General features: G+C 64.5%; 23 protein-coding genes, 1 tRNA gene and 1 riboswitch. Of the genes, 13 read left to right on the forward strand and 11 right to left on the reverse strand.

The window, feature by feature from the left end:
• Nucleotides 1-190: 190 nt before the first annotated feature.
• The gene (locus QTA58_RS05410) at nt 191-2740 is read right to left on the reverse strand and encodes a ligase-associated DNA damage response DEXH box helicase (RefSeq protein WP_289673029.1); all 2550 of its coding nucleotides are present in this window, start codon (nt 2738-2740) and stop codon (nt 191-193) included.
• 111 nt (nt 2741-2851) lie between these two features.
• Between QTA58_RS05410 and QTA58_RS05415 the strand changes: the two genes are divergently transcribed.
• Nucleotides 2852-3352 carry an Rrf2 family transcriptional regulator gene (locus tag QTA58_RS05415; RefSeq protein ID WP_289672004.1) on the forward strand — a complete coding sequence of 167 codons (501 nt, stop codon included), beginning with the start codon at nt 2852-2854 and terminating at the stop codon, nt 3350-3352.
• A gap of 26 nt (nt 3353-3378) precedes the next feature.
• Complete coding sequence (locus QTA58_RS05420) at nt 3379-3840, forward strand: carboxymuconolactone decarboxylase family protein (protein ID WP_289672005.1); 462 nt, start codon at nt 3379-3381, stop codon at nt 3838-3840.
• A gap of 15 nt (nt 3841-3855) precedes the next feature.
• Here the strand turns inward: QTA58_RS05420 and QTA58_RS05425 are convergent, their stop codons facing one another.
• Together QTA58_RS05425 and QTA58_RS05430 are read right to left on the reverse strand one after the other, a co-directional pair.
• Entirely contained in the window at nt 3856-4509 is a 654-nt protein-coding gene (locus QTA58_RS05425; protein WP_289672006.1) for a YitT family protein, read from the reverse strand.
• Between the two features lie 104 nt (nt 4510-4613).
• On the reverse strand, nt 4614-5543 hold the full coding sequence (locus QTA58_RS05430) for a methyltransferase domain-containing protein (protein ID WP_289672007.1): 930 nt from the start codon (nt 5541-5543) through the stop codon (nt 4614-4616).
• A gap of 130 nt (nt 5544-5673) precedes the next feature.
• On the opposite strand from QTA58_RS05430, the gene QTA58_RS05435 reads away from it, so the two are divergent.
• From QTA58_RS05435 to QTA58_RS05445, 3 genes are all read left to right on the forward strand, one after another.
• Nucleotides 5674-5940: a DUF6460 domain-containing protein gene (locus QTA58_RS05435; protein WP_085422267.1), complete on the forward strand. Its 267-nt coding sequence runs from the start codon at nt 5674-5676 to the stop codon at nt 5938-5940.
• Between the two features lies 1 nt (nt 5941).
• Nucleotides 5942-6430: a CAP domain-containing protein gene (locus QTA58_RS05440; protein WP_289672008.1), complete on the forward strand. Its 489-nt coding sequence runs from the start codon at nt 5942-5944 to the stop codon at nt 6428-6430.
• A 96-nt stretch (nt 6431-6526) separates the two neighbouring features.
• A complete protein-coding gene (locus tag QTA58_RS05445; protein WP_289673030.1) occupies nt 6527-7798 on the forward strand; it encodes an MATE family efflux transporter in 1272 nt (423 codons plus the stop codon).
• Here QTA58_RS05445 and QTA58_RS05450 read toward each other — a convergent pair.
• Both QTA58_RS05450 and QTA58_RS05455 read right to left on the reverse strand, forming a co-directional pair.
• Nucleotides 7774-8865 (reverse strand): quinone-dependent dihydroorotate dehydrogenase, encoded by a 1092-nt coding sequence (locus tag QTA58_RS05450; protein ID WP_289672009.1) that lies wholly within the window; start codon nt 8863-8865, stop codon nt 7774-7776. The genes QTA58_RS05445 and QTA58_RS05450 overlap by 25 nt on opposite strands.
• Nucleotides 8862-9209 (reverse strand): DUF952 domain-containing protein, encoded by a 348-nt coding sequence (locus QTA58_RS05455; protein WP_200814105.1) that lies wholly within the window; start codon nt 9207-9209, stop codon nt 8862-8864. Before QTA58_RS05455 ends, QTA58_RS05450 begins: the two co-directional genes overlap by 4 nt.
• 111 nt (nt 9210-9320) lie before the next feature.
• Between QTA58_RS05455 and QTA58_RS05460 the strand changes: the two genes are divergently transcribed.
• The 3 genes from QTA58_RS05460 (at nt 9321) to QTA58_RS05470 (ending at nt 11313) form a co-directional block, all read left to right on the forward strand.
• On the forward strand, nt 9321-9716 hold the full coding sequence (locus tag QTA58_RS05460; RefSeq protein WP_289673032.1) for a hypothetical protein: 396 nt from the start codon (nt 9321-9323) through the stop codon (nt 9714-9716).
• A gap of 85 nt (nt 9717-9801) precedes the next feature.
• Complete coding sequence (locus QTA58_RS05465) at nt 9802-10449, forward strand: response regulator transcription factor (protein ID WP_085422262.1); 648 nt, start codon at nt 9802-9804, stop codon at nt 10447-10449.
• 198 nt (nt 10450-10647) lie between these two features.
• Nucleotides 10648-11313, forward strand: a complete 666-nt coding sequence (locus tag QTA58_RS05470) for a helix-turn-helix transcriptional regulator (RefSeq protein ID WP_085423355.1) — start codon at nt 10648-10650, stop codon at nt 11311-11313.
• Between the two features lie 46 nt (nt 11314-11359).
• Here the strand turns inward: QTA58_RS05470 and QTA58_RS05475 are convergent, their stop codons facing one another.
• The gene (locus QTA58_RS05475) at nt 11360-12241 is read right to left on the reverse strand and encodes a transporter substrate-binding domain-containing protein (RefSeq protein WP_289672010.1); all 882 of its coding nucleotides are present in this window, start codon (nt 12239-12241) and stop codon (nt 11360-11362) included.
• 59 nt (nt 12242-12300) lie between these two features.
• On the opposite strand from QTA58_RS05475, the gene QTA58_RS05480 reads away from it, so the two are divergent.
• Both QTA58_RS05480 and QTA58_RS05485 read left to right on the forward strand, forming a co-directional pair.
• Nucleotides 12301-14241: a glycosyltransferase family 2 protein gene (locus tag QTA58_RS05480; RefSeq protein ID WP_289672011.1), complete on the forward strand. Its 1941-nt coding sequence runs from the start codon at nt 12301-12303 to the stop codon at nt 14239-14241.
• 88 nt (nt 14242-14329) lie between these two features.
• The gene (locus tag QTA58_RS05485) at nt 14330-14599 is read left to right on the forward strand and encodes a hypothetical protein (RefSeq protein WP_289672012.1); all 270 of its coding nucleotides are present in this window, start codon (nt 14330-14332) and stop codon (nt 14597-14599) included.
• 13 nt (nt 14600-14612) lie between these two features.
• On the opposite strand, the gene QTA58_RS05490 is transcribed toward QTA58_RS05485, so the two are convergent.
• Together QTA58_RS05490 and QTA58_RS05495 are read right to left on the reverse strand one after the other, a co-directional pair.
• Nucleotides 14613-14686: transfer RNA gene (locus QTA58_RS05490), tRNA-Gly, on the reverse strand.
• A 52-nt stretch (nt 14687-14738) separates the two neighbouring features.
• Nucleotides 14739-15833, reverse strand: coding sequence for a 2'-deoxycytidine 5'-triphosphate deaminase (locus QTA58_RS05495; protein WP_085422259.1), 1095 nt, complete (start codon nt 15831-15833; stop codon nt 14739-14741).
• A gap of 72 nt (nt 15834-15905) precedes the next feature.
• A riboswitch (SAM riboswitch) is annotated at nt 15906-15984 on the forward strand.
• A gap of 47 nt (nt 15985-16031) precedes the next feature.
• Between QTA58_RS05495 and QTA58_RS05500 the strand changes: the two genes are divergently transcribed.
• From QTA58_RS05500 to QTA58_RS05510, 3 genes are all read left to right on the forward strand, one after another.
• On the forward strand, nt 16032-17216 hold the full coding sequence (locus QTA58_RS05500) for an O-succinylhomoserine sulfhydrylase (RefSeq protein WP_289672013.1): 1185 nt from the start codon (nt 16032-16034) through the stop codon (nt 17214-17216).
• A 155-nt stretch (nt 17217-17371) separates the two neighbouring features.
• Nucleotides 17372-17764, forward strand: a complete 393-nt coding sequence (gene apaG, locus QTA58_RS05505) for a Co2+/Mg2+ efflux protein ApaG (RefSeq protein ID WP_085422257.1) — start codon at nt 17372-17374, stop codon at nt 17762-17764.
• Between the two features lie 111 nt (nt 17765-17875).
• On the forward strand, nt 17876-19450 hold the full coding sequence (locus QTA58_RS05510) for a tannase/feruloyl esterase family alpha/beta hydrolase (protein WP_289672014.1): 1575 nt from the start codon (nt 17876-17878) through the stop codon (nt 19448-19450).
• Nucleotides 19451-19490: 40 nt separating this feature from the next.
• Here the strand turns inward: QTA58_RS05510 and QTA58_RS05515 are convergent, their stop codons facing one another.
• The 3 genes from QTA58_RS05515 to QTA58_RS05525 all read right to left on the reverse strand — a co-directional run bounded on the left by QTA58_RS05515 (nt 19491) and on the right by QTA58_RS05525 (nt 22827).
• Complete coding sequence (locus QTA58_RS05515) at nt 19491-20477, reverse strand: Hsp33 family molecular chaperone (RefSeq protein WP_085422255.1); 987 nt, start codon at nt 20475-20477, stop codon at nt 19491-19493.
• Between the two features lie 181 nt (nt 20478-20658).
• Entirely contained in the window at nt 20659-21576 is a 918-nt protein-coding gene (gene argF / locus QTA58_RS05520; RefSeq protein ID WP_085422254.1) for an ornithine carbamoyltransferase, read from the reverse strand.
• 54 nt (nt 21577-21630) lie between these two features.
• The gene (locus QTA58_RS05525; RefSeq protein WP_289672015.1) at nt 21631-22827 is read right to left on the reverse strand and encodes an aspartate aminotransferase family protein; all 1197 of its coding nucleotides are present in this window, start codon (nt 22825-22827) and stop codon (nt 21631-21633) included.
• Nucleotides 22828-23018 lie beyond the last annotated feature (191 nt).

Below are 23018 nucleotides of genomic sequence, written 5' to 3' on the forward strand. Positions count from 1 at the left end.
CTCATCCGCCCTGCCAGGCACCTTCTCCCCGTCATGACGGGGAGAAGGAAGACTCGCCGCAGCCTATCCGAATCCACCCACGGCCGGACAGGGCACGTTCCCTCTCCCCGCCTGCGGGGAGAGGGTGAGGGTGAGGGGCACGACGCAATCGATCACCGGATCGATCGCTCGGGCTTCGCCCCACCGCGTCTCACCCAAGCGCCTCCGCGATCAGTTCCTCGGCGGCTTCCTGCAGCACCGCATCCTGCGCCTCGCCCGGCACCGGCTCCTTGCCGATCTCCAGCATGATCGGGATGGCGAGCGGCGAAACGCGGTCGAGATCGCGGTGGGTGATGTGCCCCCTGATTCGCTTCAGCATATCGCCTAACCGGCCGATATCCAAAAGCCCGGATGCCGCATCCCGCCTCGTCGCCTCCAGCAGCACGTGGTCCGGCTCGTGGGTGCGCAGCACGTCGTAGATCAGGTCGGTTGACACCGTCACCTGCCTTCCGGTCTTCTCCTTGCCCGGATGGCGGCGCTCGATCAAGCCGGAAATCACGGCGCAATTGCGGAAGGTGCGCTTCAGCATGTAGCTCTCGTTCAGCCAGGCCTCGAGATCGTCGCCCAGCATGTCCTCGTCGAAGAGGTCGGAGAGGCTGAGACGGCCCGATCCGATCATCGCGCCCATGTCGGAGAGGCCCCAGATCGCGAGCGAGTAATCGGTCGCGACGAAGCCGAGCGGGTGGGCGCCGATGCGGTCCAGCCTTCTGGTGAGCAGCATGCCGAGCGTCTGGTGCGCCAGCCTGCCCTCGAAACAATAGGCGATCAGGAAGAAACGTTTGCCGCGGGGGAAGGTCTCGATCAGCAGCTCGTCCTGCTTCGGCACGATCGAGCGGTCGCGCTGGATATTCAGCCAGTCGCGCACCTGATCGGGCAGGACGCGCCAGCGATCGGGATCGGCCAGCATGGAGCGGACCTGGGCGGCCAGATAGGTGGTGAGCGGGAACTTGCCGCCGGCGTAAGCCGGGATTTTCGGATCGAGCGAGAAGGCGTTGGAGACGAGGCATTCGTTCTCGCGGATGCCCTCGAAGCGCAGCACCTTGCCGGCGAAGAGGAAGGTATCGCCCTGAACAAGCTGTTCGAGGAAATATTCCTCGACCTTGCCGAGCGAAAGTCCTCCCCGACCTGGGCCGCCGCGGCCGAGCGAGCCGTTGGCGTTGCGCCGCACCAGCCGGACGTTGAGCTCGGTCGCCTCGACGATAGTGCCGAGGTTCAGGCGGTATTGCTGCGCGACCTGCGGGTTGGAGACGCGCCAGCGGCCATCCTTCGTCTTGCGGATCTTGGCGTAACGCTCGTAGGAGCGCAGCGCGTAACCGCCGGTCGCGACGAAATCGACGATGCGCTCGAACATTTCCCAGGAGAGGTTGGCATAGGGCGCAGCCGAGACGATCTCGTCGTAAAGCTCGACCGGATCGAAGGGTTCGGCGCAGGCCATGCCGAGCACGTGCTGGGCGAGCACGTCCAGCGCGCCTTCGCCGACCGGCGGCGTGTCCTGCGCGCCGAGATAGTTCGCATCGAGCGCCGCCTGGCACTCCATCACCTCGAAGCGGTTGGCGGGAACGAGGATCGCCTTGGACGGCTCGTCCATGCGATGGTTCGAGCGGCCGATGCGCTGGGCGAGCCGCGACGCCCCCTTCGGCGCGCCGACATGCACGACGAGATCGACGTCGCCCCAGTCGATGCCCATGTCGAGCGTCGAGGTGGCGACGATGGCGCGCAATCGGTTGGCGGCCATGGCGGCTTCCACCTTGCGGCGCTGGCCGGCATCGAGCGAACCGTGATGCAGCGCGATCGGCAGGTTGTCCTCGTTGATCGTCCAGAGCGTCTGGAACAGAAGCTCCGCCTGGAACCGCGTATTGACGAAGATCAGCGTCGTCTTGTGGCGCTTGATCTCTTCGTAGACCTCCGGCATCGCATAGGTCGAGACATGGCCGGACCAGGGAATGCGGTCGTCCGTCTTCATGATGGCGATATCGGGTGCGGCGCCGCCCGTGACATGTACGAGGCCGGCGGGCGGGGCCGGACGCCCTGTTTCCCTTTGGCCCTGCGGGACGAGCCAGCGCTGCAGGTCCATGGGATCGGCGACGGTGGCCGAAAGGCCGATCGTCCGCACGTGCGGCGCGTGCCTGCGGATGCGGGCGAGATCGAGCGAGAGAAGGTGGCCGCGCTTGGAGGTGACGAGCGAATGCAGCTCGTCGAGGACCACGTATTTCAAGTCCTTGAAGAAGCGCTCGGCCTCCTTGTTGGCGAGCAGCAGCGCCACCTGTTCGGGCGTGGTCAGCAGGATGTCGGGAGGATTGAGCCTCTGGCGCTGGCGCTTGGCCTGCGGCGTATCGCCGGTGCGGTTCTCGACGGTGACGGACAGGCCCATCTCCGTGACCGGCTTCATCAGGTTGCGCTCGATATCGACCGTCAGCGCTTTCAAGGGCGAGACGTAGAGCGTGTGGATGCCGGTAAAGGCCGAGCCCGGCGGGATCTTGCCGCGGCGGGTGAGATCGGTGAGCGAGGGCAGGAAACCGGCGAGCGTCTTGCCGGCGCCGGTCGGCGCGATCAGCAGCATGTTCTCGCCGGCCGTGGCCCGCGAGAGCAGTTCGAGCTGGTGGGCGCGCGGCTGCCAGCCCTTTTCGGCGAACCAGGTCTGGAACGGCCGGGGCAGGAGCGCGGCATCTCGGCCGGAGGACTGGGTTTCGACGATATCCACGCCGCTCAAGATAAGCGTAACCGCAAGAAAAAGAAGGGTGCTTGACGGCCTCACAGAATCATGGATATGTTTTATCCATGATAGGAGACAAGCCGTAGTAGGAGACGAGCCATGAAACTCGGCGACGGCGTCGAACAGGCGATCCACTGCGTGACCATGCTCTCGCGCCTTTCGGAAGGCGGCGTGCTGTCGGCGGCGGCGCTGGCGGAGTTTCACGGCGTCTCGACAAGCTATCTCCTGAAGCATCTGCAGGCGCTCTCGGGCGCCGGGCTGGTGGACACGATGCCGGGGCCGAAGGGCGGCTACCGGCTGGCGAAAAAGCCGGAGGAGATCACCCTGCTCGACATCGTTCTGGCCGTCGAAGGACCGGCGCCTGCCTTCCGCTGCGCCGAAATCCGCCAGCGCGGGCCGAACCCTTTGCCCGGGCGCTATTTCGCAAAACCCTGCGGCATCAACGCGGCGATGCTGAAGGCGGAAAGGGCCTACCGCGCCGAACTCGCCAAGGTGTCGATCGCCGACATCCTGGCGGACCTGGAGGTTACCGACGACGGCGGGATCGCCGCGCGTGGCTGCGCCTTCCTCGAAATCCACGAACGCAAGACGGCCCGCTGAGGCCATAACCTGAAGGAGACCACCCCATGGAGCCCCGCTTGAATTTCTTCAAAGCCTCGCAGGAGGCCCACAACGCCGTCAAGAATCTCGAAAACTATGTCCAGGGCTGCGGCCTGGAAAAGCGCCACATCCACCTGATCAAGCTCCGGGCCTCGATCATCAACCACTGCGCCTATTGCATCGACATGCATGTGAAGGAAAGCCGGCACGACGGGCTTTCCGAGCAGTGGATCAACCTGATGAGCGCCTGGGAAGAATCGCCGATCTACGACGAGAAGGAACGCGCGCTGCTGACCTGGGTGGATGCGGTCACCCGCGTTGCGGATACCCATGTTCCCAACAGCGCCTACGAGGCGCTGAGGGCGCATTTCACGGAAGAGGACATGGTCAAGATCACGGTCGCGATCGGCGTGATCAACGTCTGGAACCGGCTCTGCGTCGGCTTCCGCGCCATGCATCCGGTCGACCAGCCGGCAAAGGCCGCCTGATCCTTCCCGCCGCGATCACCGCACGACGATATAGCGGTCGGAGCGGTGATTGATGGCGAGGAAGAGGTTCAGCATCACCGCCCCCAGGACCGACCACATCACCGTCAGGGGACTGACGACCGCGAAGGCGCAGACCATGACGGCGAGGTCGAAGGCAAGCTGGATAAGGCCTGCCTGGATGCCGAAACGATCCTGAATGTAGATCGCCAGGATGCCCACGCCGCCGAGCGATGCCCGGTGCCGGTAAAGCGCCAGCAGCCCGTAACCGAGAAGCAGGCCTCCGAGGAGCGCCGCCCAGAACGGGTGCAGGTAATCGATCAGGAAGAAGCGGCTCTCGATCTCGGAGATCACCGAGACGAGGCCGATGGCGACGAAGGTCTTCAGGGAAAACGCCCAGCCGAGCCGCCGGAACGACAGGTAATAGAACGGCAGGTTGACGATGAAGAACAGCAGGCCGAACGAGATGCCGAAAGCGTAGTGCAGGAGAAAGGCGACGCCCGCCGTGCCGCCGGTCAGCAGCCCCACCTTGTTCAGCATGTAGAAGCCGAGGGCCGCGACCATGGCGCCGGTGAACAGGCCCTGCGCATCCTCCAGCAGCGTATGCTGCGACGGATCGATGCTGTAGAAACCAAGGCTTCTTCTCTGAACCTGCTTCTGCTGTCCAGCCAACGCTCACCCCATCTGTCTTCGATGATATTGCACTGCAATAAAACGGTCATCAAGACCGTTCAAGCGGGGACGGACCGGCGAAGAAAAAAGCAAGAAACGGTCGGTCAGCCGGGCTTTCGCGACAGAAACAGAATGCCGTGGACGGGTTTGCCGGCATCCAGGCGAATGACCGTCCGCCGGACGTCCAGAAGATCGAGGCCGTAGCGGGCAAGCAGCGCGCGGATATACGCTTCCGAGTGCGCGTAACGCAGGGAATCGCGGAGGAGGAATGTCGCCCCCTCGCCCGCATCCTCGACGGAAAAGGCGAAGAGGCCGGCGGGCGCCAGCAGTTCCGGGACGAGCGGGAAGACGGTTTCCAGCGAGCCGAGATACATCAGTACATCGGCCGCCGAGACGAGATCGGCGCGCTGTCTTGCGAGACCGGCCGAAAAGAGGCCGGATTCTTCCATGGAAAGGCTGAGGTCGGACTGGCCGAGATGATCGTAGAGCCCCTTGGCCTCCGCCTTGGCCAGCATGTTCAGGGAGAGGTCGAAGCCTTCGAGGCGGCCCGTCCGGTCGCGGACCTCGGCGCCGAAAAGCCCGGTTCCGCAGCCGAGATCGACGGTATTCGTGAACGGCCCGTAAGGCGCGACGAGCGCGGCGAGCTTGCCGGGAACGGAATAGTCGAGCTTTTCGACGAGCGCCGCATCGAAACGGTCGGCGTAATCGTCGAAAAGACCTTCGACATAGCGGCTCGGCGGCTGGTCCGGCACCTCTTCCGCGCCGAGCAGCGCGAGCTTCAATCGGGCACCGAAGACATCGTCAGGCGCGAGGTCGAGCGTCCGGCGATAGGCGTCCACAGCGGTTTCGAAACGCGCTTTTTCCCTGTACTCGCCGAGCCGGAACCAGCCGGCGGCCCATGACGGCGCGATCTCCAGCGCCTGCTCCATCAGCTCGGCCGCGGCCGCGAAATCGCCTCCCTCCGCCAGCATGCGGGCATAGTCGGCGCGGCGGTCGGCGATCACGTCGCCGGAGGAAAACTGGCTGGGCAGCATCGGAATGATCCCTGAAGGTGCGGGTTCTTCGCCGAAGCCACAAAAAAACTCAAGTTCTATCTAAGGGGAAACGCTTGCGGCGGAAGCTGCTGCCGACTATTTCTCAGTTGCAATTCGGAGAAGGACAAGGATGGCGGACGGGGTCAACAGGTTTCTGGGCGATTCATTGGGCCGCACGATCGTCAAACTGATCGTCGTGTGCCTGGTGGTGGGCTTTGTACTCGCATTTTTCGGTTTCACGCCGGACAATATCGTCGGCACCATCCGCTACTGGTTCCTGGACCTCTGGTACAACGGCTTCCGGGCGCTCGGGCGGGTCGGCGACTATCTGCTGCTGGGCGCGATCGTCGTCATACCGATCTTCGTCATCCTGCGTCTCCTGAGCTACCGCCGCTGACATGACCGCCTTCGTCCTTCCTACGCGGCGGGGTTTCCTCGTCCTTTCCGGCATGGCGCTTCTTCTGGCCGGCTGTTCGACCACCAATGTCCTCACGCCCGCGTCGAGTGCAGAGGACGAGACGGCAGCGGCATTGCCGCTGGTGAACAGGCTCAGGCAGAGCCGCAACCGGTCGTCGCTGTCGCCCGACACGCCGGCCCGCCGGGCGGCCCTCCAGCAGGCGGTGCGCATGGCGAAGGCCAACGAGATGAGCCATCTGATCGGCTTCGGCGACGATTTCGGCGGCAGGATGAGGAAGAACGACGTGCCGCTGCCGGCGGCGGAGAATATCGCGAGCGGCCAGAACACGGTGGAAGCCGCCGTACAGGCCTGGATCGACTCGCCGAAACATCTGGAAAACATGCTCGGCTCCTACAGGGGCCTCGGCGTCGCCATGGCGCGCACGTCGACAGGCGCCCGGTCCTATTGGGCCATGGTCCTCTCGGGCTGATCCGTGGAGAGCGGAGGGCAAAAGGGAGAGGCCAGGGGAGAGGCCGTCAGGCCATTCGAGGTGACGCACCGGCTGGTGCTGGGCATCGCGATCCCCATGACCCTCGGTTTCCTGACGACGCCGCTGCTGGGCCTTACCGATACCGCCGTGGTCGGCCATCTCGGAAGGCCGGAAGCGCTGGCGGGGCTCGCGATCGGCGCGATCCTTTTCGACCTCATCTACGGCAGCCTCAGCTTCCTGCGCACCTCGACCACGGGGCTCGTGGCGCAGGCCTTCGGACGCGGCGACCGGCACGAGCAGCAGGCCGTCTTCTGGCGGGCGCTCCTGAGCGCGCTCGCGCTCGGCCTCTTCATGCTGGCGCTTTCGCCGCTGATTCTCACCTTCGCGCCGGACCTGATGACCAGCGATCCGGCCGTCGCCGAGGTGACGCGGCAATATTTCGGCATCCGGGTGCTGACGAGCCCGGCGACCTTCGCCAATTTCGCGATCCTCGGCTTTGTGCTCGGACGGGGCCAGGGCGTGCTGGGGCTCACCCTGCAGATCATTCTGAACGGCACGAATATCGTTCTCGCCATCCTGTTCGGCCTCATCCTGGGCTGGGGCGTCGCGGGCGTCGCCTGGGCGACGGCAGCGGCGGAAGCCAGCGCCGTGGCGATCGGCCTCCTCATCCTCAGCCGGCAGTTTTCCGCCGCCGACCGGCCGAGCCGGGCCGAGATATTCGACACCGCGAAGCTGAAGCAGCTCTTCCAGCTCAATGCCGACATCCTGATCCGTTCGCTGATCCTCAACGGCGCGTTCGCGCTGCTCACCCGCGTCGGCTCCGGCTTCGGCGCCGTGACGCTGGCGGCAAACGCCGTGCTGATGAACATCTTCATGCTGTCGGCCTTCTTCCTCGACGGGCTGGCGGGTGCCGCCGAACAGCTCGCGGGCCGTGCGGTCGGGGCGCAATACCGGCCCTCCTTCAACCAGGCCCTGAAGCTCACCGGCCTCTGGTCCTTCGCCATGGCCGCCATCGTCGGCCTCTTCTTCATCACCTTCGGCGAGCCGATCATCCACCTGCTCACGACGTCCGAAGAGGTACGGCAGGAGGCCTATACCTATCTGGCCTGGGCGGCGGTGACGGGGCTCACCGGCGCGCTCGCCTTCCAGATGGACGGGGTCTTCATCGGCGCCACCTGGTCGCGCGAGATGCGCAACATGATGCTGGTCTCGTTCGCGGGCTATTGCGCGAGCCTCGCGCTGCTCGTGCTGCCTTTCGGCAATCACGGGCTCTGGCTGTCCCTCAACCTGTTCCTCCTGATGCGCGGTTTCTTCCTGGCGGCCATGGTGCCGCGCAAGGCGCGTCAGAGTTTCGTATCCGCCCAATAGTCGAGACGGCTATCGCGCAGCTCGCGGATCGACGGGGCCTTTTCCCGGTCCAGCAGCGAGGACAGGCCCCTGACGATCGTCGCCGCAAGCCCCGGCCCTTCATAGACCATGCAGGAATAGAGCTGCACCAGATCGGCCCCGGCACGGACCTTCTCCAGGGCATCCTCGGCGCTCGAAACGCCGCCGGCGCCGATGATCGGCAGAGCCGGCCCGACGCGCCTGCGCATCTTCGCGAGCACTGCGGTCGAGCGCCTGAAGAGCGGCGCGCCGGAAAGCCCGCCGGCTTCCTTTGCCTGCACTCCGTCCTTCAACCCGTCGCGGGCGAGCGTCGTGTTGGAGACGATGAGCCCGTCGAGCGGATGGGAGATCGTTTCCGCCGCGATGTCGTCCAGTCCCTCCTCGGTCAGATCGGGGGCGATCTTCAGGAAGACCGGAACGGACTTTCCGTGCCGCACCGCCTCCTCGGCGCGGGCGGCGAGCACGGCCTCCAGAAGCGCCCGCAGGCTGTCGCGCGCCTGGAGATCGCGCAGGCCCGGCGTGTTGGGCGAGGAGATGTTGACGGTGAAATAGGTGGCGAGGCCGTAGAACCTGCGGATGCCGAGGACGTAATCGGCGACACGGTCGGCCGTATCCTTGTTGGCGCCGATATTGACGCCGACGATGCCCGGCGCATTGCGGCGGGCGGTCAGCCGCGCAAAGGCGGCCTCATGCCCTTCGTTGTTGAAGCCGAGCCGGTTGATGACGCCGCGATCCTCGACGAGCCGGAAGATGCGCGGCCTGTCGTTGCCGGACTGCGGCTTCGGCGTCACCGTGCCCACTTCCGTGAAGCCGAAGCCGAGCCTCAGGATCGCATCCGGAACCTCGGCATTCTTGTCGTAGCCCGCCGCAAGGCCGATCGGGTTCGGGAACCGGATGCCGGCGACCGTCTGCACGAGCCGCGGATCGACCGGCATCCGGCAGGCGGGCACGAAGCCCGTCTTCAGCGCGGCCACCGAAAGCCCGTGGGCGGTTTCCGGATCGAAAACGAACAGACTGCGGGAGGCAAGGCCTGCGAACGGACCGATCACGGCATCTTCTCCGGGAAGGCATGCAGGCCATCGGCACCGATCAGCAGCGGCATTTCCCAGAGGACCGCGGAGAACGGCAGGGCACCGTAGAGATGCGGGAAGAGATCGCCGCCGCGCGAGGGCTCGAATTTCAGCGCCTCCCCCAGTGTGAGCGCATTGACCGCCACCAGGAGCAGGCCCGCGACGCCGGCGAAATGCAGCCTAGCCGTCTCCCGCGCCTGGGCGCCGGTCGAGAAATGGATATAACCGTCCTTCAAGTCGATTTCGGCGCCTTCGAAGACGCCTTTTTCCTTGGCCTGGCGCCAGAGCGTTTCCGGCACGATCTTGTACACTATATCCGTCATCATGAGCTCTCTGGGATGTGTTATAGTCGCAGCGTTTGCCGCAAAGCCCGGCGCTTGTCCACCCGGCAACAGGAGGACCACAGGATGAAAACGTCAGCATTGGCGATCGCGATGCTTCTCGTCTCCACCGGCACGCATGCCCAGCAGCAGCCCCATCAGCAGACACAGGCCAACCGCTTCCAGCTCGAACGCACGGAAAACGGCATCGTTCGGCTCGACACCGAAACCGGCGCCATGACGCTTTGCCGCGACGAGAACGGCACGCTCGCCTGCCGCATGCAGCCGGACGAAAGGGCGGCCTACGAACAGGAGCTCGACAGGCTCGCAAAACGCGTGACCGCGCTGGAGGAGCGATTGAGCCAGACGCCGCTGAAAGCGCTGCCGAGCGACCAGGACGTAGAGCAGTCGCTCTCGATCATGGAGAAATTCATGCGGCGCTTCATGGCGATCGTCGGAGAATTTGTGGATGAACGGCGGGCGAACGAGCCGCAACCCGACCGCACCTGATTCCCGCACTTGTTTCCGGCTCACGGGAGGTTTACAACTTCTCAAAGAAGCAGGCCCGACTATGCTCTTGGGAGGGAGCGTGGGAATGCAGACACTCACGATCATCATCGCAGACGATCATCCCCTGTTTCGCGGCGCGCTCAGCCAGGCGATGCAGGGTATTGCCGACGAGCTCGTCATCATCGAGGCGGGCGATTTCGAGGCCGCCCGGCTTGCCGCCGGAAGCAATCCCGACGCCGACCTGATGCTGCTCGACCTCGCCATGCCGGGCGTCAGCGGCTTTTCCGGGCTGATGACGCTCAGGGCCGAATTCTCCGGCCTGCCGATCATCATCGTCTCGGCAAGCGACGACTGCACCACCATCCGCCGGGCGCTCGAACTCGGCGCCTCGGGCTTCATCTCCAAATCCTCCGGTCTCGACGACATCCGCGCCGGTATCCAGGCGGTGCTGGAGGGCGATATCTGGGCGCCCAAGGGCGATTTCACCGCACAGGAAGAGGATCCCGGCCTTGCCGAACTCATCGAGCGGCTGAAAACGCTCACCCCGCAGCAGAGCCGGGTGCTGACCATGCTGGGCGAGGGCCTGCTCAACAAGCAGATCGCCTACGAACTCGGCGTCTCCGAAGCGACCATTAAGGCGCATGTCTCGGCGATCCTCCTGAAACTCAACGTCGACAGCCGCACGCAAGCGGTGATCAAGCTCGGCAAGATCAACATGGCGCTGGTGGCCTGACCGGCGAAACAGGATTTTATTCCTTTCGTCCCTTTACGCCGGGCCGCGGCTCCGTTAAAATCCGGGGGTATGCGCGAGCCTCCTTTCTGCTTGAAAGGCCGCGGGCAAGGGTTTGATCGAAGGGTGTCGCCGAGCGCCGGATTGTCCGGCCCTGCCTCGCGCGCCCTTGGTCCGGGCAAGATCACGGGTACGGGCAAGATGCTGTCACATGAAACGATCTGGAACGCGATCGACACGCTGGCCGAGCGTCATCAGCTGACGCCCTCGGGGCTTGCACGGCGTGCCGGGCTCGACCCCACCTCCTTCAACAAATCGAAGCGGCTTGGACCCGACGGGCGGCTGCGCTGGCCGTCGACGGAATCGATCGCCAAGGTGCTGGAGGCGACGGGGGCCACGATCGACCAGTTCATGAGCTATCTGCCCGCCGCTGCCGGCCGCTCGGCGCTTCCGGACGGCAATTTCCCGCCGCAGGGCGGCACGATCCCGCTGCTCGGCTTCGCACAGGCCGGCGCCGGCGGCTTTTTCGACGATGGCGGCTTTCCGGCCGGCCAGGGCTGGGACGTGGTGGAATTCCCGGTCGATCCCTCCCGCAAGGCCGGCGTCTATGCGCTCGAGGTCCAGGGCGAATCGATGATGCCGCTCTATCGCGACGGCGACGTGCTGATCGTCGAGCCCGGCGCGCAGGTGCGCCGCGGCGACCGCGTGGTGCTGAGAACCAAGGAAGGCGAGGTGATGGCCAAGGTGCTCGCCCGCCAGAGCGCCCGCACCGTGGAACTTCTTTCCCTCAACCCCGAACATTCCAACCGCGTCTTCGATCTTTCCGACGTGGAATGGATGGCGCGGATCATCTGGGCGAGCCAGTAAGAGCGAATAGCGAATAGCGGATAGGAAAGAATTCACAAGGCCGCGATCAGTAAAGGCCGTTCGGGAAATAGCGCAGATAGATGTCCTGCAGGCGACCGTTGCGCGAGAGCGTGCCGAGCGCCTGGTCGAACGCCGCCACCAGCATCGGATCGCCCTTGCGGAGCATGACGGAGAGGCCCTCGCCCAGGAACTTTTCAGAGAGATAGGGGCCGTCGAAGAGCGCGCAGCATTTTGCCGAGGCCTCGCCCGCCACCCAGAAGGGCAATCTCAGCCCGTCGGAGAAGACCGCGTCCACCTTGCCGGCTTTCAGCTCTTCCAGCATCGCCTCATAGGTATCGAAAGGCTTGGCGTCGACCTTCGGGAAAAAAGCCTTGAGCATCAGTTCGTGGGCCGTGCCCCTCACCACGCCGACCGGCCTGCCGGCGAGCGCGGCCGCCGTATCGCCGCCGATCTTGGCGGCGAGATTGCGGGCGAAGCGTGCCGGCACGCCGAGATAGGGCCGCGAGAACGCGAAGCGCTGGCGCCGCTCCGGCGTCACCGCAATGCCCGCCATGACCGCTTCGCCGGCGCCGCTTTCCAGCGCCTTCTCCAACTCTTCGAACGGCAGCGCCTGGATCTGGCACTTCGTTTCGATCTTCAGCTCGGTGCAGATCTCCCGGGCAAGATCGACGTTGAAGCCGGCAAGCCGGCCGGTCTGGTCGGCGAAATTGAAGGGCGGAAAATCGACGGTCGTGAGGATGCGCACCCGCACGACCTCGGAAAGATCGGGCCGCGACAGCCGTTCGCGGGCATCGAACATCAGCGGCAGCGCATTGCCGTCGGCGGCATGTCCCGGCCCGCCGCAGACAAGAAATCCGCCCGCCGCAAGGAAAAGCTGCAGCAGGTTGAGAAAACCCCTGATTCTCGGGGATGCAATCATGGGGCGCATCTCTATGATCCAGATCGGGACAGGTTGGGGCATCCGCTTTCGGGCGGTGTAGCAGAGTCATGCATTTGCAGGAATATCCACTGGCATCGCCGCCGGTGCAAGAGCGCGCGTGGCTGGATTCGGCCTCACCTGCAGGCGGACCTGCAGACGATATCCATGATTTTGCCGAGGAGCATTCCGCCGAGGATCCGGAGCTCGCCGCCCTTGCCGCGCTCGGCTTCTCGAAGCCGCTGCTTGCAACGCTTGCCGAACGAGCGCGGCGGAACGGCACCAGCATCGAGAGCGAACTGCTCCATAGCGGCCAGGTCGACGAGGCGGCCTATTACGGTGCGGTCGCCCGGTTCCTGCGCCTGCCGTTCATCGAGACGATCGATCCCGCTTCCATCGCCGACATTCCGGCGCTCGACACGCAATTGCAGCGCCCGAATCAGATCCGCATCAGCCATCGCCATCGGGCTCCGCAGGTGGCCGTGGTGCCGGAAGCGGTGCGGCTCGCCGATTTCGGAGCCGCCCTTTCCGCCATGCCCCTGCTCGGCCGCGACCTCGTGATCACCACGCCTTCGGCAATCCGCCGGGCGGTGTGGCAGGCCGGCGCCGGAAGGCGGGTGCGCGACACCGTCAACCGGCTCTTCGACCGCTTCCCCGCGTTTTCCGCCCGCATCGTGCTCATCGGCAACCAGGGCTTCCATGCGGGGATCGGGCTTGCCGCCCTGATCTCGGCCCTGATCGTCGCGCCGCTTGCGGCGCTGCTCCTCCTGCATGTCCTGCTGTCGCTCGTCTATTTCGCTTCCCTGCTTCTGAGGCTCGCGGCCTTGACGCAGCAACGTTTCGGGACGGTGATGCCGCCGGCCTTCCGGCTCCAGCACGGCCCCCTTCCCTGCTATACGGTGATGGTGGCGCTTTACCGCGAAGCCGCGGTCGCCGAGCAGCTGATCGCCAGCCTCAGGCGGCTCGACTGGCCGCATTCGCTGCTCGACATCAAGCTCGTCTGCGAAGCGGACGACCGGGAGACGATCGCGGCGCTGAAAACCCTCTCGGCCGGCGGCCATTTCGAGATCGTCGAAGTGCCGCCGTCGGAGCCGCGCACCAAGCCCAAGGCGCTCACCTATGCGCTGGGTGCCGCACGCGGCGAGTTCCTGGCGATCTACGACGCGGAGGACCGGCCGCATCCGCAACAATTGCGCGAGGCCTATCAGCGCTTCCGGGCGTCGCCGCGCGAGCTCGCCTGTCTGCAGGCGCCGCTGATCGTCACCAACGGGCAGGACTCCTGGATCAGCGCGCTGTTCTCGCTGGAATATGCGGCCCTCTTCCGCGGGCTGCTGCCGATGCTTGCGAACGCCGGGATGCCGCTGCCGCTCGGCGGCACGTCCAACCACTTCCGCACCGAAGCGCTGCACGCCGCAGGCGGCTGGGACCCGTTCAACGTCACGGAAGACGCCGATCTCGGACTGCGCCTCTACCGGCTCGGCTATCGTTCCGGGGTCATCGGCCGCCAGACGCTGGAAGATGCGCCCACCACGATGCGGGTCTGGATGGGACAGCGCAGCCGCTGGTTCAAGGGCTGGCTGCAGACCTGGCTGGTGCTGATGCGCGATCCCCGCCGGCTCATCCGCGAGATGGGTCTCGCGGCCTTCTGCATTTCGCAGCTGACGATCGGAGGCATGCTGGTCTCCTCGCTCCTGCATCCGCTGATCATCGTCTTCATGGCGCTCGGCGCCTATTCCATGCTGGCGGCGCCGGCAGACGATATTCCGGCCAGCGTGCTTTCGCTTTTCGTGATCGATACGATCAACGTCTTCGGCAGCTACCTGGTTTTCCTCGGCCTGGGGCTGGGGCCGATGATCGGACATGAAAGACGGCTGATCGGCTGGCGCTGGACCGGCGTATCGCTTTACTGGCTGATGACTTCGGCCGCCGCCTGGCGCGCGGTGCTGGAACTCCGCTCCAGACCCTTCTTCTGGAACAAGACGCCGCACCATCCCAGCGGCAAAAGAGCCTGACGGAAGACCATCTTCCTGTTCAGGGTTCCCGGAACATTTTCGGGCCTCCGGGCGTCAGGTAACAGGCCCCGACAACAGGAGGAGAACGATGCGCACCTACTATCGCTATCGCGGCGGAGAGCCGGCTCCCGGCGCGCTGATCATCAGATTCTACCATTCCGGCGACCAGATCCGCGGCTATATCCGCAAGGTCGCCGATCCTTCCGAAGACGACACGATCTTTCCCGGAGAGGAGATGGAGCCGGAGGAGGCTTTCCGGATGGCGGAGAACAAGAACCGCGGGCCGGACAAGCCGCCGATCTTCGTGGAACTCTCGGAAGGCGTGAACTGGAACCCCGCATGGGGCAGGCTGATGTAATTTGCCGGAAGACTGGAGCGGGTGAAGGGAATCGAACCCTCGTATTCAGCTTGGGAAGCTGCTGCTCTACCATTGAGCTACACCCGCGTCGGTCCCGAGACTTCCAACAGATGCCGCCGGCTGTCAAGCGGCCGGCGCGTCAAACACGAAAATGCTTGGAAAGTTTGAGCCCCTGCGCCTGGTAGTTCGATCCGAGGCCGGTGCCGTAAAGCCCTTCCGGCCGCTCCATCATATGCTCGTAGACGAGACGGCCGACGATCTGGCCGTCTTCCAGGATGAACGGCACTTCGTGGCTGCGCACTTCCAGCACCGCGCGGCTGCCGCGGCCGCCGGCCGCCTCATGGCCGAAACCCGGATCGAAGAAGCCCGCATAGTGGACGCGGAATTCGCCGACCAGCGGATCGAAAGGCGTCATCTCCGCCGCATAGAGCGGCGGAACATGCACGGCTTCGCGCGAGACGAGGATGTAGAACTCATCCGGATCGAGGATCAGCTCGTTGCGCCCGCGGCTGTAGAGCGGCTCCCAAAAGTCGAAGATATCGTGCTCGCCCTTCTTGTCGACGTCGACGACAGCCGTGTGATGCTTGCCGCGGTAGCCGATCAGGCCTTCCTTGTCGCCGGAAAGGTCGATCGACAGCGCGATGCCGCCGCCGGAGACGTTGGGCTTCGAAGCGGCCACCAGCGTTTCGGCCTCGTGAAGTTTCAACAGCTCCGGCTCGCCGAGCAGAGCGTTGCCGACACGGAAGCGGATCTGCGACAGGCGCGAGCCGCGGCGCACGACGATCGGAAAGGTGCGCGGCGAGATTTCCAGATAGAGCGGGCCGGAATAGCCCGCCGGGATCTTGTCGAATTCCTGCGCGTAGTCGGTGATGACGCGGGTGAAGATGTCGAGGCGGCCGGTGGAGCTCTTCGGATTGGCCGAGGCGGACATGTCGGCCGGCAGGTCGAGGCGCTCCATCAGGGGCACGATATAGACGCAGCCGGTTTCCAGCACCGCGCCTTCCGAAAGATCGATCACGTGCAGCTTCAACCGGTCGAGCTTGTCCGACACGAGATTGGCCGGGCCCGGCATGAAGCTCGCGCGGACACGGAAAGCCTTCGAGCCGAGGCGCAGGTCGAGGCTTGCCGGCTGGATCTGGTCGCGATCGAGCTCGCGCTCGGAGATCAGCCGTCCGCTTTCGAAAAGTGCCGCAATCGCGCGGTCTGCCAGAATGCCTGTTGCACGAGCCATCATGTCTCTTCCGTATTTCAGCGCGACAAAACCAAATGCAAGCCATTGACGCAAGCCGCAAGCAGGCGTAAGGCAGCTTTATCCCGTGGTGATTTGGCCGGTCGGCTTGCAGCCACGTTAAACAAGTGGCTAAAAGGACCGGGTGCCAAACCGGTCTGCTTTCGCGGCCGGTTTTTTTGTTGTTTGAAAATGGGGATTAGCATGACCAAGACATGGCGCCCGGCAACCCAGCTCGTTCACGGGGGCACTCTGCGTTCGCAATACGGCGAGATGTCCGAGGCGATCTACCTGACCCAGGGCTTCGTCTACGACACGTCGGAAGCTGCCGAGGCGCGCTTCAAAGGCGAGACCGACGGCTTCATCTATGCCCGTTACGGCAGCCCGACCAACGACATGTTCGAGAAGCGCATGTGCATGCTGGAAGGGGCGGAAGACGCCCGCGCCACCGCATCCGGCATGGCCGCCGTCACGGCCGCGATCCTCTGCCAGCTCAAGGCCGGAGACCATATCGTCGCCGCCCGCGCCCTCTTCGGCTCCTGCCGCTGGGTGGTCGAGACGCTCGCGCCGAAATACGGCATCGACTGCACGCTGGTCGACGGCCGCCATCTGGAAAACTGGGAGAAGGCGATCACGCCGAAGACCAAGGTCTTCTTCCTGGAAAGCCCGACCAATCCGACGCTTGAAGTGATCGACATCGCCGGCGTCGCGAAACTCGCGAACCAGATCGGCGCCAAGGTGGTGGTCGACAACGTCTTCGCGACCCCCCTCTTCCAGAAGCCGCTGGAGCTCGGCGCGCATGTCGTCGTCTATTCGGCGACCAAGCATATCGACGGCCAGGGCCGCTGCCTCGGCGGCGTCGTGCTTTCCGACAAGGCCTGGATCGACGAGAACCTGCACGACTATTTCCGCCATACCGGCCCGGCCATGTCGCCGTTCAACGCCTGGACGCTGCTGAAGGGCGTGGAGACGCTGCCGCTGCGCGTGAAGCAGCAGACCGCGAACGCCTCGAAGATCGCCGACTTCCTCGCCGAGCAGAAACAGGTCGCCCGCGTCATCTATCCCGGCCGCAAGGACCATCCGCAGGCCGATATCATCGCCAGGCAGATGAAGGGCGGCTCGACGCTGGTCTGCTTCGAGCTGAAGGGCGGCAAGGAAGCGGCGTTCAAGTTCCAGAACGCGCTCGATATCGTCACGATCTCCAACAATCTCGGCGACACGCGCAGCCTGATCACCCATCCGGCGACGACGACGCACAAGAACCTCACGGACGAAGCCCGCGCCGAACTCGGCATCTCGCCCGGCACCGTGCGCCTCTCCGCCGGCATCGAAGACACCGAGGATCTGATCGAGGATTTCGCCAAGGCGCTCTCCAAGATCGCGGCCTGAGATCCGTCATGGTGAATCCGGGCTTACCGGATTCACCATATCAGTTATCCCTAACTTCAAGAAACGCTCACACCCGGTTGTTCAAGCCGCGAGATTTCTTGACGTTCCGGTAATCAGGTACAATATCGGATGCCTGAGCATTGTTGAGGTGCAACATGTATCGCGCCCGGACAAAAGACATCGAAGTCGCCGTCGAGCCCTACTATCTGGAGGAGCAATCCAGTCCGGAAGAGAGCCGCTATGTCTGGGGCTACCGCATCGTCATCGAAAACCATTCGCCCGTTTCCGTACGGCTGGTGCATCGCTACTGGCACATCACCGACCAGAACGGCGTGGTGGACGAGGTCGACGGGCCCGGTGTGGTGGGCGAGCAGCCGCGGCTGCAGCCCGGCGATTCGTACGAATATTCCTCGGGCTGCCCGCTCGACACGCCATCGGGCATGATGTTCGGCCACTACGACATGCAGACGGACGAGGGAGAGACCTTCAAGGTGACGATCCCCGCCTTCTCGCTGGACTCTCCCGGCCTCCTTCGGGTGCTGAACTGACGCGGGCGATCCGCAGCCGATAAGTTATGGACCGCTTCGGCTTTTCTATTTGTTGCCTCCCCGCATCTTCGGCATGCTCACGCCGTCAAACGGTCTTTGGGAGGAGAACCTGTGACAAGGCTCATTCTATCTGCGTCCTGTGCCCTGCTGGCGCTGGCGGCGTTCAGCCCTGCGCTCGCCCAGAACAAAAGCAGCTTCATCGATCAGAAGGACAGGCCTGATCTTTCGGCCGCGACCGTCTCGCCGCAGATCGCCTGCGGCATGCTGAACGGCCAGTCCTTCGCCGACGTCACGACGCTGAAGGCCACGCATGTGGCGGGCGTCGGCTCCGTGCCGGGACATTGCCAGGTGACGGGCTATATCCGCCCGCAGATCCGTTTCGAGATCACGCTGCCCGACGACTGGAACCGGCGGCTCTACATGTTCGGCAACGGGGGCTATGCCGGCGAGGACCTTGCGGCTCCATCGCGTATCACGACCCGCAACGCCGCCCTTTCGAAGGGCTTCCTGACGGTTCAGCAGAATACCGGCCATGACGCCGTCACCTACAAGCTCGGCGATTTCGCCCAGGATCTCGACCTTCTGATCGACTACGGTTCCCGTGCCGTGCATGTGACGGTCGGGACCGCCAAGGCGATCGCCGCGCGCTATTACGACCGGCATCCTTCCTTCTCCTATTGGGACGGCTGCTCGACCGGCGGCCGCCAGGGGCTTATCTCGGCGCAGCGTTATCCCAGCGATTTCGACGGCATCCTGGCCGGCGCGCCGGTGCTCGACCTCACCAACACGCAGATCTGGGGCATCTGGAACGCCCAGGCGCTCCTGAAAGCGCCGATCAGCAGGGCACAGCTTCCCGCGCTGGCCAAGGCGGTGATGGACAAGTGCGACGGGATCGACGGCGCCAAGGACGGGCTGATCGCCGATCCGCGCCAGTGCAATTTCGATCCGGCCAAGGATCTGAAGATCTGCGAAGCCGGCGGTTCCGACTGCTTCACCAATGCGCAGGTGGAAACGCTGAAGACACTGGCCGGCGGCGTGAAGATCAAGGGCGAGACGGTGTTTCCCGGCGTGCAGTTCGGCACCGAGGGCGTCGACGCCTCCGGCACGAGCGGCTGGGACATGTGGATGGTTTCCGAAGAGGGGCCGAGCCGGCAGCTCGCCTATGGCGAGACTTTCGTGAAGAACATGGCCATGCTGCCCGCCTCCGGCAAGGCGATCGACTGGAAGACCTTCGATTTCGACAAGGAATATCCGAAGATCGGCATGATCCGGGAGATCGTCGACGCCACCAATCCGGACCTTGGCGAATTCGAAAAGCGCGGCGGGCGGATGATCACCTATTTCGGCTGGTCGGACCCGGCGCTCAACCCGATGATGGGCGTCAACTACTATGAATCCGTCCGCAAAACGATGGGCGCGGACCGGACGGCGGAATTCTACCGCCTCTTCATGGTGCCCGGCATGTTCCACTGCAGCATGGGCTACGGCACCGACGTCTTCGACGCCTTCACGCCGCTGATGGACTGGGTCGAAAACGGCAAGGCGCCCGAGGTGATCCAGGCGAGCCAGATGAAGGACGGCAAGCCGGCCATGACCCGCCCGCTCTGCCCCTATCCGCAGGTGGCGAAATATTCCGGCAGCGGCGATCTCAAGGACGGAGCCAATTTCGAGTGCAAGGCGCCGTGAATGCTCTTCCTTCTCCCCGGCGGGGAGAAGGAAGAGCAAATTATGCGGCCGCGAATTCGGCGGCTTCGTAGCGATAGGTGGTCGAGCAGAATTCGCAGGTGACGGCGATCTGGCCGTCTTCCTGGCTCGCCTCGATCTCCTCGGCGGTGAAGCCGGCGAGCACGCTCTTGATCTTCTCGCGCGAGCAACTGCAGCGGTCGTGAACCGTCTGCGGTTCGTAGACCCGCACGCCCCGTTCATGGAAGAGGCGGAAGAGCAGGCGCTCGATCGCAACTTGCGGATCGGTGAGTTCGTCCGTGTCGATGGTCTCGACCAGGGAACGGGCTTCCGTCCAGGCGTCGTCGGCAATATCCGTCTCGCGGTCGTCGCCGTCGCCGCCATGCAGGTCCGGCTGGCGCATGCGCTCAGGGGCCTGCGGCAGGAACTGCGCCACGAGGCCGCCCGCCCGCCAGTTGTGACGCGGCTTGCCTTCGGCATCGCGGTCGAAAAGCTCGGCCACGCCGAGGCGCACCTTGGTCGGGATCTGCTCCGACTGGCGGAAATAAACGCCGGCGATCTCTTCGAGCGAAGACCCGTCGAGCGGCACGATGCCCTGGTAGGGCTGCATGCCGCGGCCCTGATCGATGGTGAAGGCGAGCACGCCGCGCCCGAGAAGATCAGGAGGCGAGGTCCTGCCCTCTTCGACGGCAGCGGCCAGCGCTTCCTCGTCATAACGGGCATAGGCGCGCAGCGCATCCGGCGTCGAGAAGTCCGCAACCAGCAGGTCGACTGGGCCGTCGCCCTTGGTCTGGACCGTGAACTTGCCGTCGAACTTCAGCGACGTGCCGAGCAGAGCCGTCAGAACGATCGCTTCCGCCAGCAGCCGCGCGACCGGGGCCGGATATTCATGGCGGCCGAGAATGGCATTGAGGAGCGGCCCGAGCTGCACCGCCCGGCCGCGGACATCCAGCCCTTCCACCTGGAAAGGCACGACGCGGTCGTCTCCGGCAAAATCGAGATCGTTCAGTTCCACAGTCGCTTCGGCCATGACTTAACTCCTTCACGCCGATACCTTTACACATGCGCAGGCCCGAGCGGAACCGCTGAGCCTGCCGGAACGAGGTCGACGATGTATGTTGAAGCGCCGCCGTCCCCAGAGGAATGCGGCACATTTGAAAGCCGGTAGATGGGACCGGCTCCTTTAAAAATCAAGGCGCGGCCGGCAGGCCTCAGACGGCGCCGAAACACCAGGCGAGAATGGACTTCTGGGCATGCAGGCGGTTTTCCGCCTCATCGAAGACCACCGACTGCGGGCCGTCGATGACCTCATCCGTGACTTCCTCGCCGCGATGGGCCGGCAGGCAGTGCATGAACAGCGCATCCTTGTTGGCCCGCTTCATCAGCGCCCCGTTGACCTGATAGGGCTGGAAGATGTTGTGGCCGCGCGCCTTGTGCTCCTGGTTCATCGAGACCCAGGTATCCGTGACCACGAGATCGACACCGTCTACGGCGCGCTCGGCATCGTGGCAGAGCATGATGTCGCCGCCGTTGTTGCGGGCCCAGTTCAGGAACTTGTCATGCGGCTCGGACCCCATCGGCACCGCCATGTTCATGCGGTAGCCGAAGCGGGCAGCCCCTTCCACGAAGGAATGCAGCACATTGTTGCCGTCGCCGGTCCAGGCGAAGGTCTTGCCCTTCACCGAACCGCGATGCTCCTCGAAGGTCATCAGATCGGCCATGATCTGGCAGGGATGCGTGTCGTCCGTCAGGCCGTTGATGACCGGCACGGTCGCATGCTCGGCCATTTCGACGAGGCGCGCATGGTCCGTGGTGCGGATCATGATCGCATCGACATAGCGGGACAGGACCTTCGCCGTATCGCCGATCGTTTCGGCGCGGCCGAGCTGCATCTCGGTGCCGGAGAGGAAAAGCGTCTCGCCGCCGAGCTGGCGCATGCCGACATCGAAGGAGACGCGGGTACGCGTCGACGGCTTTTCGAAGATCATCGCCAGCATCTTGCCGGCAAGCGGCTTTTCCGCCGTGCCGGCCTTGGTCGCCTGCTTGCGCGTCTTGGCGTCGTCGAGGATCGTCCTGAGATCCGCCGAGGACATGGCGGAAAGATCGAGAAAATGCTTCGGTGCGGCCATCTTAACGGTTCCCTATCGAGAGGGAACCATCGAATGGCGCCCTCTTCCTGCCCCTCAGGCGGATTTCTTCAGTTCGGCGGAGGAAAGCTTTTCCGCCGCCTTTTCAAGGCGGGCAAGCCCCTCGCGGGCCTCCTCGGCGGTGACGGTCAGCGGCGGCAGGAGGCGCACCACATTGTCGCCGGCCGGGACGCCCAGCAGATGTTCGTTGCGCATGGCGACGACGAGATCGCCGGCGGGCACCTTGGCCTTGACGCCCAGCAACAGGCCTTCGCCGCGGACGTCCTCGATGACGTTCGGGAAGCGATCCTTGAGCGCTGCGAGACCCTGTCGGAAGACAAGGGCCACGTCGCGGACATGCTGAAGAAACCCGTCGTCCAGGATCACGTCCAGAACGGCATTGCCGACGGCGACGGCGAGCGGATTGCCGCCATAGGTCGTGCCATGGGTGCCGGCCGTCATGCCCGAAGCCGCGTCCGCGGTCGCGAGGCAGGCGCCGAGCGGGAAACCGCCGCCGATGCCCTTGGCAAGCGCCATGATATCCGGCGCGACGCCCGACCACTCGTAGGCAAAGAGCTTGCCGGTGCGGCCGACGCCCGTCTGCACCTCGTCGAAAACCAGGAGCAGGCCGTTGTCATCGCAGATCTTGCGCAGCGCCTGCAGGAATTCCTTCGGAACCGGACGGATACCGCCCTCGCCCTGGATCGGCTCGATGAGAATAGCAGCCGTCTTTTCCGTGACGACGGCTTTCAAAGCTTCCAGATCGCCGAAAGGCACCTGGTCGAACCCTTCGACCTTCGGCCCGAAGCCTTCCAGATACTTCGCCTGACCGCCGGCGGCGATGGTCGCAAGCGTGCGGCCGTGGAAGGCCCCTTCGAAGGTCACGATATGGAAACGTTCCGGATGGCCCTTCACATACTGGTACCGGCGGGCCGTCTTGATGGCGCATTCCAGCGCCTCCGCACCGGAATTCGTGAAGAACACCTTGTCCGCGAAGGATTTCTCGGCGAGGCGACGCGACAGGGTCTCCTGGCCCGGCACTTCATAGAGATTGGAGGTGTGCCAGACCTTCTCGGCCTGAGCCTTCAGCGCCTCGACGAGATGGGGATGGGCATGGCCGAGCGAGTTGACCGCGACGCCCGATCCGAAATCGAGATATCGCTCGCCGCTTTCCGTCACGAGCCATACGCCCTCGCCGCGTTCGAAGCGCAACGGGGCCCGGGCAAAGGTGTCGAAAAGCGCGGCTTCAGCCATGGCGACATCACTCCTCTAGGCAGTCCGAAAGACCGGCCAAAACGGCCGGAAAAATCAAAAATGCCGCCCAATGGGGCGGCGGGGGCACTATCGGGGTTTAGGGCCCGAATGTCAACAAAGCCCGGCACCTTAGCCGGCTTTGCTAAAGAAACAGGCAGGCGCCTGCATATGTGACAAAAATGACTCTCTCC

This window comes from Neorhizobium sp. CSC1952 (assembly GCF_030378245.1).
Lineage (GTDB): Bacteria > Pseudomonadota > Alphaproteobacteria > Rhizobiales > Rhizobiaceae > Neorhizobium > Neorhizobium oryzae_A.